At 66.3% G+C, this 9,021-nt stretch carries 6 protein-coding genes, 1 tRNA gene and 1 pseudogene; 4 read left to right on the forward strand and 4 right to left on the reverse strand.

The genetic code is table 11. The features are described 5' to 3' along the window. Nucleotides 1–26: 26 nt before the first annotated feature. The gene (gene phoR, locus LDO54_RS06930; protein WP_224008433.1) at nt 27–1,340 is read left to right on the forward strand and encodes a phosphate regulon sensor histidine kinase PhoR; all 1,314 of its coding nucleotides are present in this window, start codon (nt 27–29) and stop codon (nt 1,338–1,340) included. A gap of 110 nt (nt 1,341–1,450) precedes the next feature. Here phoR and ppk1 read toward each other — a convergent pair whose 3' ends face one another. Beyond that, the gene (gene ppk1 / locus LDO54_RS06935) at nt 1,451–3,514 is read right to left on the reverse strand and encodes a polyphosphate kinase 1 (protein ID WP_224008436.1); all 2,064 of its coding nucleotides are present in this window, start codon (nt 3,512–3,514) and stop codon (nt 1,451–1,453) included. A gap of 238 nt (nt 3,515–3,752) precedes the next feature. Between ppk1 and ppx the strand changes: the two genes are divergently transcribed. Further along, nucleotides 3,753–5,342, forward strand: coding sequence for an exopolyphosphatase (gene ppx, locus LDO54_RS06940; RefSeq protein WP_224008439.1), 1,590 nt, complete (start codon nt 3,753–3,755; stop codon nt 5,340–5,342). A gap of 98 nt (nt 5,343–5,440) precedes the next feature. On the opposite strand, the gene LDO54_RS06945 is transcribed toward ppx, so the two are convergent. The 3 genes from LDO54_RS06945 to LDO54_RS06955 all read right to left on the reverse strand — a co-directional run bounded on the left by LDO54_RS06945 (nt 5,441) and on the right by LDO54_RS06955 (nt 7,338). Further along, a complete protein-coding gene (locus tag LDO54_RS06945; protein WP_224008442.1) occupies nt 5,441–6,259 on the reverse strand; it encodes a GNAT family N-acetyltransferase in 819 nt (272 codons plus the stop codon). Between the two features lie 327 nt (nt 6,260–6,586). Continuing rightward, complete coding sequence (sixA, locus tag LDO54_RS06950; protein WP_224008445.1) at nt 6,587–7,051, reverse strand: phosphohistidine phosphatase SixA; 465 nt, start codon at nt 7,049–7,051, stop codon at nt 6,587–6,589. 210 nt (nt 7,052–7,261) lie between these two features. After that, a tRNA-Pro gene (locus LDO54_RS06955) sits at nt 7,262–7,338 on the reverse strand. Between the two features lie 342 nt (nt 7,339–7,680). Here LDO54_RS06955 and imuA point away from each other — a divergent pair. Both imuA and LDO54_RS06965 read left to right on the forward strand, forming a co-directional pair. Next, nucleotides 7,681–8,523 carry a translesion DNA synthesis-associated protein ImuA gene (imuA, locus tag LDO54_RS06960; RefSeq protein WP_224008448.1) on the forward strand — a complete coding sequence of 281 codons (843 nt, stop codon included), beginning with the start codon at nt 7,681–7,683 and terminating at the stop codon, nt 8,521–8,523. Next, nucleotides 8,513–9,021, forward strand: a pseudogene (locus tag LDO54_RS06965) (hypothetical protein); the annotation flags it as partial. The gene imuA and the pseudogene LDO54_RS06965, both read left to right, overlap by 11 nt.

Raw genomic sequence — 9,021 nt, forward strand, 5'->3', positions numbered from 1 at the left:
CTCCTCTTCTCATCGATCGCAGGAACATGAACATCATCTGGGGGCGCGCCCTCGTCTCGATCGTGCTGCTCGCGCTCCTCTGCACGGGCGTCGGCGTGCTGTTCGGCGTGAAGCTCGCGCTGGTCGTCGCCGTGCTGGCGCTGTCCGCGCAAATGGTTTTCAGCACCTTCCACAAACAGCGCCTGTGGCGTTTGCTCGACGCGCCGGTCTACGGCGAAGTGCCGAGCGCGCCGGGCGTGTGGGGCGAAATCTATTACCGTCTGCACAAGCTCGCGAAGCGCTGGCATGCCCAGGTGCGCCAGGTCGAGCAGCAGCACTCGCGTTTCATCCAGGCCATCCAGGCCTCGCCCAACGGCGTGGCCATGCTCGACGATCACGATCAGATCGAGTGGTGCAACGCGATCTCCGAAGTCCATTTCGGCCTCGACGCCAAACGCGATCTGCGCCAGCACATCACGCATCTCGTGCGTCAGCCCGACTTCGTGCGCTACCTCAATTCGCACGACTATCGGGACATGCTGATCATGCGCGGCATGGGCGCGAAGCGGCAGAACGTGCTTTCCGTGCAGGTGTTTCCGTACGGCGACAACCGCAAGCTCGTGCTCTCGCAGGACATCACCGAGCTTGAACGCACCGACGCCATGCGCCGCGACTTTGTCGCCAACGTCTCGCACGAACTGAAGACGCCGCTCACGGTGCTCTCGGGCTTCCTCGAAACGATGCGCGAGCTGCCGCTTTCCGAAGACGAGCGCAACCGCTATTTCGACCTGATGGAGCAGCAGGCGTCGCGCATGCGTCACATCGTGACCGATCTGCTCGTGCTGGCGAAACTCGAAGGCGAAGGGCGTTCGCCGGGCGATCAGATGATCGACATGCGCGCGGTGCTCGGCCATGTGCGCGAGGACGCGGAAAGCCTCTCGGGCGGCCATCACCGGATCAGCTTCGATTTCGACGACGGGCTCTCGCTGACCGGTTCGGAAACCGAAATTCTCAGCGCGCTCGGCAATCTCGCGACCAACGCCGTGCGCTACACGCCGGAAGGCGGCAAGGTGCATCTGGCCTGGCGCGCGGAAGGCGGGCAGGCGGTGTTCTCGGTCACCGATACCGGCTTCGGCATTCCGGCCAACGACATTCCGCGCCTGACCGAGCGCTTCTATCGCGTGGACCGCAGCCGCTCGCGCGACACGGGCGGCACGGGGCTGGGCCTCGCCATCGTCAAACATGTGCTGCAGCGCCATGACGCGGCGCTCGAAGTGAAAAGCGAGGAAGGGCGCGGCAGTACGTTCACGGTGCGCTTTCCGTCCGCGCGCACGACGCGGCGTCAGCCCGCGCCGGTTTGAGCGCAGTGTCGTTCACGGCGTATCGTTTTTCCGGCGCCCAATAAAAAAGCCGCTTCGATCGAAGCGGCTTTTTTTACGCCTTGAGCGAAGGCCCAGGCTTAATTAAACCCTCACGAGCAGAACTTCGTGAGCAGGCTCATCTGCGCGTTGCGCACGGCCTTGCCCGCGCGGCGGCGCTTGTAATGGCCATCGCTCTGCATGAGCCACGCCGACTGGTTATCGCCGAGGAAGCACGACAGCCCTTCGGCGATCACGCGGCGCTTCAGACGCCGGTCGTGAATCGGGAACGCGACTTCGACGCGGCGGAACAGATTGCGATCCATCCAGTCGGCGCTCGACAGATAGACGTTTTCCGCGCCGCCCGCGTAGAAGTAGTAGATGCGATGGTGTTCGAGGAAGCGCCCGACGATCGAGCGCACCGTGATGTTCTCCGAGAGTCCCGGCACGCCCGGCTGCAGCGAGCACACGCCGCGCACGATCAGATCGATCTTCACGCCGGCTTGCGAAGCTTCGTATAGCTCATCGATCACCGTCGGTTCGAGCAGCGCGTTCATCTTCGCGACGATGCGTGCCTTCTTGCCCTGGCGCGCGGCCTCGGCTTCGGCGCGGATCGACTCGATGAGCTTCGGATGCAGCGTGAACGGCGACTGCCACAGCTCGTGCAGTTGCAGTTCGCCGCCGATGCCGGTGAGCTGCTGGAACACGTGATGCACGTCCTCGCAGGTCCTGGGCTCCGAGGTCATGAGGCCGAAGTCGGTATAGAGACGCGCCGTGCGCGGATGATAGTTGCCGGTGCCGAGGTGCACGTAGCGGCGCAACTGCATGCGGCCGTTCACGGGCACGCGGCGCACGATCAGCATCATCTTGGCGTGGCACTTGTGGCCGACCACGCCGTACACCACATGCGCGCCCACGGCTTCGAGCTGCGAGGCCCAGTTGATGTTGGTTTCTTCGTCGAAGCGCGCGAGCAGCTCCACGACCACCGTCACTTCCTTGCCGTTGCGCGCGGCCTGCATGAGCGCGTCCATCAGCGGCGAGTCGGTGCCGGTGCGGTAGATGGTCTGCTTGATCGCGACCACGTTCGGATCGTTGGCGGCCTGCAGCAGCAGTTCCAGCACGGGCTGGAAGCTCTCGTACGGATGATGCAGCAGCACGTCGCCCTGATCGATCACGTCGAACATATTGCTGTTCGCGGCGATGCGCTGCGGAATCGCGGGCACGTGCGGCACGAACTTGAGATCGGGGCGATCGACCATCTCGGGCAGCTGCATGAGGCGCACGAGATTCACGGGGCCGTCGACGTAGTAGCAGTCCTTCTCGTCCAGGCCGCTTTCGTCGAGCAGACGCCGAACGAGATGCACGGGCGTCTCCGCCGATACTTCGAGCCGCACCGCATTGCCGAGATGGCGCGCGGGCAGCTCGCCCTGCAGCGCCACGCGCAGATTGGTGATTTCGTCCTCGTCGACGAACAGCTCGCTGTTGCGCGTGATGCGGAACTGGTTGCAGCTGCGCACCACGAGGCTCGGGAACAGCTCGCCCACGAAGCGCTGCAGCAGCGAGCCGAGCAGCACGAAGCCGTGCTGGAAGCCCGACAGTTCCTGCGGCATCCGAACGAGTCGCGGCAGCGCGCGCGGCGCCTGCACGATGCCCATCACCGCCTGGCGGCCGAAGGCGTCCTTGCCTTCGAGCTCGACCACGAAGTTCAGGCTCTTGTTGAGCACGCGCGGGAACGGGTGCGCGGGATCGAGCCCGATCGGCGTGAGCACGGGCAGCAGCTCGTCGAGGAAGTACTTGCGCGCCCAGGCGGTCTGCGCTTCGTTCCAGGCGTCGGTGCCGTGAAAGTAGATGCCTTCGTTTTCGAGCGCGGGCAGCACGGTGTCGTGCAGCATGCGGTACTGGCGGTGCACGAGGCGCTGTGCGCGCTCGACCACGAGCTCGTAGACGTGTTGCAGCGACATGCCGTCGGGCGAGAGCACGCCCGGGTTGTCGCGCATCTGCTCCTGCAGTCCGGCCATGCGGACTTCGAAGAATTCGTCGAGATTGCTGCTGGTGATGCAGATGAAGCGCAAGCGCTCCAGCAAGGGAACGGAGGGGTCGGCGGCCTGTGCGAGCACACGCTCGTTGAATCCCAGAATGCCCAGTTCGCGGTTGAGAAGGGGATAGCGGATGGACATTGGCAGTGAAAGCGGAATTTCGGGGGATGATTCGAACGGACGCTCGGAAATTCTCACAGTAATATGACTTTATTGTGACAATTGGTGTGTCATAAATTCTACGCCGCATTTTCACGTGTTCGACACCTTGCGCACTAATCATGCACACTGGGTCAGGGTGTCCCCGAAGGTCCCGTTACGGGCGTTTCTGACCGTCACTCGCGCGAGGTGCGACATGACGAAGTCGGGTACGCTTAAAATGGCATATTTGGACAACGCGGCCGTCGCTCAACGAGCCCGCATGACCGCGTTCGCACGCATGGAGCCCGCCCCCTCGATGGTCAACAATCCGCAACTGCTTGCCGCCGTCGATCTCGGTTCGAACAGCTTTCGTCTGATCGTTGGCCGGGTCGAAGAAACCGATGCCGGCAGCCAGATCTATCCGGTCGACGCCCTGCGTGAACCCGTGCGCCTTGCCGCGGGCCTGTCGAAAGACAAACAGCTCGACCGCGCCTCGCAGGTGCGCGGCTGGGACGCGCTCAAGCGTTTCGGCGAGCGCCTGCGCGACTTCCATCCCGATCACGTGCGCGCCGTGGCGACCAACACGCTGCGCGTCGCCAAGAACTCGCGCGAATTCCTCGTCGAAGCCGAAGCCGCGCTCGGCTTCCCGATCGAAGTGATCGCGGGCCGCGAAGAGGCGCGCCTCATCTACGCGGGCGCCGCGCACTCGGTGCCGGCGAGCGCGGGCAAGCGCTTCGTCGTGGACATCGGCGGCGGCTCGACCGAGTTCATCATCGGTTCGCACTACACGCCGATCCGCATGGAAAGCCTGTATATCGGCTGCGTGAGCCATAGCCGCCAGTTCTTCCCGGCCGGCAACGTCGACGAATACACCATGCGCCAGGCCGAACTCGCCGCCACGCGCGAAATCCAGATCATTTCGTCGGACTACCGCGCGACCGGCTGGGACCAGGCGATCGGCTCCTCGGGCACGGCGCGCGCGCTGGCCGAACTCGTCGAAGCGAACGGCTTCAACGATCCGGGCGTGACGCACGGCATTTCGCGCGGCGGCCTCGAACGTCTGAAGCGCGCGCTGATCAAGGCGGAGAACGTCAACCGCCTGAAGCTCGTCGCGCTCAAGCCCGACCGCATTCCGGTGCTGGCGGGCGGCCTCTCGATCATGATCGCCGTGTTCGACGAACTGGGTATCGATTACGTCGACACCACCGACGGCGCGCTGCGTCTGGGCGTGCTGTACGACCTGCTGGGCCGTTCGCAGCACGAAGACATGCGCACGGTCACGGTGGAAGGCTTCATGCGCCGCTACGGCGTCGATCGCGCGCAGGCGAGCCGCATCGCCGAACTCGCGGTGAGCTTCTACGACCAGTTCGACGAGCCCGACGCGGAGCGCCGCGAGGAAAGCCGCAATTTCCTCAACTGGGCGGCCTCGCTGCATGAGATCGGTCTGTCGATTTCGCACAGCGCGTATCACAAGCATTCGGCCTATATCGCCAGCAACGCCGACATGCCCGGCTTCTCGCGCACCGATCAGGCACGCCTCGCGGCGCTCGTGCTCGGCCACGTGGGCAAGCTCGGCAAGCTCTCGCAGGCGCGCGACGTCGAATGGCCGCTGCTGTTCTGCCTGCGCCTCGCCGCGCTGCTGAGCCGCCGCCGCGCCGACGTCGGCCTGCCGCACATCAAGGTCTTGCGCGAAGGCGAGGGCTTCGAGGTGCTGCTGCCGAACGCGTGGGTGCAGAACAATCCGCTCACCGACTACAACCTCGTCCAGGAAGCGGCGGAGTGGGGCAAGATCGGCATTCCGTATCGCGTGGTGTACACCGAGGAGTGATCGCGCGCTCCGTCTGACGATGTGACTGTCTGACGATGTGGAAAAGCAGAACGCCCGGCTTCATGGCCGGGCGTTTTGTTTGGTGACGTCCTGACGGCTCAGCGCGCGGCGGCGTCGCCGAGGAAATGGCGCGCGTAACGCTCGTTGATGTCCGAGAGGCGGAACAGCGTGAGGAAGTCGGCGGTGTTGAAGTCCGGGTCCCAGGCCGGCGCGCCGCAGATCTTCGCGCCGAGGCGCAGATAACCCTTGATCAGCGGCGGCGGCACGGCGCTGCCGCCCGTGCGCAGTTCCTCGACGGGCAGCGGCGTGTGCGGGAAGGCGCGGTATTCCGGGTCGGTCAGCGCGCTAGCGCCGAGCGAGGCGTACAGATTGGCCGCGTAGTGGCCGCCGTCGGCCATCGCCACGCTCGCGCAGCCGAGCATCGTCTCGTAGCCGTTGTGCGTCATGTAGGCGCCCAGACCGCCCCACAGCGACATGATCACCGAGCCGCTGCGGTAGTCGGGATGCACGCACGAGCGGCCCACTTCGACCATCTTCGGGCGCAGATGCGCGAGGCGCGACACGTCGAATTCGCTCTCGGCGTACAGGCGGCCGATGCGCGTGGCTTCGTGCGGCGGCAGCACGCGATAGGTGCCGACGACCTTGAGCGTGTCGAGGTCGCGCACGATCAGGTGATCGCAGTAGTGGTCGAAGGCGTCGACGTCGAGGCCGGCCGGGCCGGTCAGACGCGCGCCCATTTCCTCGGCGAACACGCGGTAGCGCAGGCGCTGCGCTTCGCGCAGTTCTTCGTCGCTGCGAGCCCAGGCCACCTGAAGTCGGTGCTGCGCGGTGACCGTTTCTTCGGCACGCGGCAGACGCCGATTCAACTCGAAAAGGCTCGAGGCGAACGGCAGGGTGGGCGTCGGCAGATCTCGCATGGGGCGTCCTGGTCGGGAAGTAAGAGAACTTTCCCGGCAATTTAGTAATACGCGGTTACGTTTCCATGAAAACGCAATGACGATTCAATGACGCTCTGTAAGCCTGACGGGCGGAATCGGGGTCTGTGCTGCGCTGGAGCGGGGTGTTTGCCGCATGTGGGCGGCGCTGGGATGGGGCTGGCGGGCAGGGCGCGCCGCGTTCATCGGCGCGCGAAGGCATGGCGACGATGGCGCGCGGCGTAACGCGCCGTCATGGAGTGTGTGGCGCCGATCAGACGGGATCGGCGCAGTTTCAGCGGATGGGGGCGAGGACGATGGCGACCCGGATCAGACCAGATCGGGCGTGATGGCGGCGAGCAGGACGGCTTCGCCGTCGCCGTTGCGCTCGCGGCTCTTGATCCAGAGCACGCCGGACTTCTTCACGGGCCAGCCGCGGCGGTCGCCATCGGGCGACAGCAGGTGCGCCGCGACTTCGCCGAGCGTCGGCTGATGGCCGACCACGACGACCGTCGACGCAATGCCGTCGGGCCAGCCGGCGGCGGTCAGCACGGCGTCGACGCTGGCATCGGGCGCGATCTCGCGCACCACGCGGTACTGGTCGGTGAGCGCCTCGGCGGTCTGGATCGTGCGGGCGGCCGGGCTCGCGAGGATCACGGCGTCGTCGGGCAGACGCGTGCGCAGCCAGCGCGCGACGTTTTGCGCCTGTTTGCGCCCGCGTGTCGTGAGCTGGCGCGCGAGGTCGCTCGACGCGAAATCTTCGGCTTCGGCGTGACGCCAGAGGATGAGATTCATGGACGGCTCTCCTGTGGAATGGGCGGGGCGCGAGGCGCGGATTGCGTCGGATTGCGTCGTTTCGCGCTGGTTGTCTTTTGTCGCCATTGTAGGGAGTCGGGAGCATTGGGTGTGCCGGCGAATGGTGCGGGTGCGTTGCGCACACTGCCGGGAAGCGCCGGAAAAACAAAAAGCCCAGCCGGTTAAGGCTGGGCTTTTTGCTTGAAGCTGTGGTCGGAGCGATAGGATTCGAACCTACGACCCTCTGATCCCAAATCAGATGCGCTACCAGGCTGCGCTACGCTCCGAGGAGCCGCGGATTGTAGCGTCTCCATGCTGTCGGCGTCAAATCAGTTCGCTTTTTGTTTTGGCTGGCGACGGCTTGCGACCGTTTTTCACCGGCTCGCCGGCCCTCCATGCACGCCGACCGCCGCGTTTTCCCCAACCTCCCCACACCGCCATCCATCCCCTTTATCCCGGCTAACGGTCTCAAAAACTCCCTTCCAGGAAGACGCCAAAATACTGTATAAATATACAGGATTGCGGCGCCACCCGATGCGCCCGTCCAACTCCCTTCGCCATGCCCCTTCATTGCCGGGCAGGGCGAACTATTCCCGATCGACAGGGCAACCCGGCAACGGAGCGCACGCATGGCCGCCGCGATTCAGCTCACCGCGCATCTGCCGTCGCGGCTGCAAAGCCGCGTCTGGCAGGGCGATCAGCTTGCGTACGCGAGCGAGCGCACGGTGTCGAGCGGCCACGCCGCGCTCGACGCCCTGTTGCCCGGCGCCGGCTGGCCCGCGGGCAGCCTGACCGAACTGCTGGTCGAGCAGGGCGGCATCGGCGAGATGCGGCTCGTCGCGCCTGCGTTGCGCGCGCTCACGGCGCAGGCGGGCCGTCATGTGCTGCTCGTCGCGCCGCCGTGGCAGCCGTACGCCTGCGCGCTCAAGGCGTGGGGCATCGCGCTCGACCGCGTGGTCTGGGTGCGCGCGAGCGAGGACGAGGCGCCCTGGGCGGCCGAGCAGGCGCTCAAGCAGGACGGCATCGGCGCCGTGATGCTCTGGCAGCCGAAGGCGCGCGCGGACGCCGTGCGCCGTCTGCAGGTCGCCGCGCAGGATTCGCAGGCGCTCGCGTTTCTCATGCGGCCGCCCGCCGCGCGCAACCAGTCGTCGCCGGCGCCGCTGCGCATGGTCTGCACGCCGGTGCCGCCGCCCGAGGCGGACACGCGTCTGAACCGGCGCGCCTGGATGCAGTTCGCCGCCGTCTCCGTCGATATCTTCAAACGCCGCGGGCCGCCGCCCGCCCAGCCACTCGTCATTACTTTGCCGTTGCAGACGTCGCTGCTGCCCCAGCCGGGCGAGGCGTCGGCGCTGCCGTGGCCCGGGGCTCATCACCATGCTGTGGATCGCCGTCACCTTGCCGTTGTTGCCGCTGGAGGCCGTCAGACCGATCCTGCCGCCGCCGTCACTGTCGTCGCGGGGCATGCGGGATGAGCATGCCGATCGCGTCGATCGCGTCGATCACAGCGGCCACGATGAAGCCGCGCCGCCCGAGCGCTGCTACGCGCTCGCCGACCACGCGCGCATCCTGAGCCCCGATCTCGACGCCTTCCGCCTCGGCGTGCAGCCCGGCGCGACGCGCGCGCATGCGCTGGCGCTCGCGCCCGGTCTCGTGCTGCTCGAACCCGATGCGGCGCGCGAGCAGCGCGCATTCGAGGCGCTCGCACTGGCGCTGCTCGCCTACACGCCGAAGGTGTCGTTCGCGCAGTCACATACTTTGCTGCTCGAAGTCGGCTCGGGGCTGCGGTTGTTCGGTGGCGTGCGCGCGCTGCTAGCGAAGGTGTCGGCCACGGTCGCGAGCTGCGGTCACGCCGCGCGCATCGCCTGCGCGCCCACGGCGTGGGGCGCGTGGACGCTCGCCCAGGCGCGCGCCACGCGTGTCCCGTCGCGGCGCTGGCGCGTGCTCAAGGAAACGACGCTCGCGCGCGCGCT

This window comes from Paraburkholderia tropica (assembly GCF_914484835.1).
In the GTDB taxonomy this organism is placed as follows: domain Bacteria; phylum Pseudomonadota; class Gammaproteobacteria; order Burkholderiales; family Burkholderiaceae; genus Paraburkholderia; species Paraburkholderia tropica_A.

Bases quoted from the DNA above. Each gene is read 5' to 3' on its own strand.
- imuA (WP_224008448.1), top strand. From the start codon at position 7,681: ATGGCCGCCGCGATTCAGCTCACCGCGCATCTGCCGTCGCGGCTGCAA.
- LDO54_RS06945 (WP_224008442.1), bottom strand. From the start codon at position 6,259: ATGCGAGATCTGCCGACGCCCACCCTGCCGTTCGCCTCGAGCCTTTTC.
- phoR (WP_224008433.1), top strand. From the start codon at position 27: ATGAACATCATCTGGGGGCGCGCCCTCGTCTCGATCGTGCTGCTCGCG.
- ppk1 (WP_224008436.1), bottom strand. From the start codon at position 3,514: ATGTCCATCCGCTATCCCCTTCTCAACCGCGAACTGGGCATTCTGGGA.
- ppx (WP_224008439.1), top strand. From the start codon at position 3,753: ATGGCATATTTGGACAACGCGGCCGTCGCTCAACGAGCCCGCATGACC.
- sixA (WP_224008445.1), bottom strand. From the start codon at position 7,051: ATGAATCTCATCCTCTGGCGTCACGCCGAAGCCGAAGATTTCGCGTCG.